A 546-nucleotide genomic window follows, 5' to 3' on the forward strand; every position below is an offset into this window, starting at 1 on the left:
TTACTACTTATTGTATTGGCACAACCAGCGTCACAACACGTCAAATTCTGCAATATGAGTTATTAGGAATTAAAGATGCTCGCTTGATGGATAATACTGAATTTGATGCAGAGGATAAAGGCGTATTTGGTAGCGGTTCAATTCCCATTGATTGTATTATAAAAGAAAGTATTATCAGGAATGGTAATCAAGTGCTTGAATTTAAAGTAAAACGTTTCAATGAATGGGGTGAACCCGATGGATTGAGTGAGGTTATATTTAAGAGCACACAGCAAGGGCAAGAAGCATTATTTGGACAAGCTAAGCATTTAATTTGGTTGGATGAAGAGGATAAACATTGTTCAATGGAGATATTTGAACAAGCAACGATCCGCACACTAACAACTAAAGGGCTTATTATCCAAACCAGCAGCCCAGAATGGGGGACTACGGATCTTGTTAGACACATGCGAGAAAATGAAGATGAAGATTATTATTTTCAGAAAGCAGGTGTTTTAGATGCTCATGTAAATATTGGCGGTCATTTAGATGATCGTGATATTGAAA

Annotated in this window: 1 protein-coding gene; it reads left to right on the forward strand. The window is 36.8% G+C overall.

What is annotated here, in order from left to right:
* Positions 1 to 546: terminase large subunit domain-containing protein (locus tag N1032_RS27320; RefSeq protein WP_259543845.1), on the forward strand; the 546-nt coding region annotated here is incomplete at both ends.

The organism is Herbiconiux daphne (assembly GCF_024979295.1).
GTDB lineage: Bacteria > Actinomycetota > Actinomycetes > Actinomycetales > Microbacteriaceae > Herbiconiux > Herbiconiux daphnes.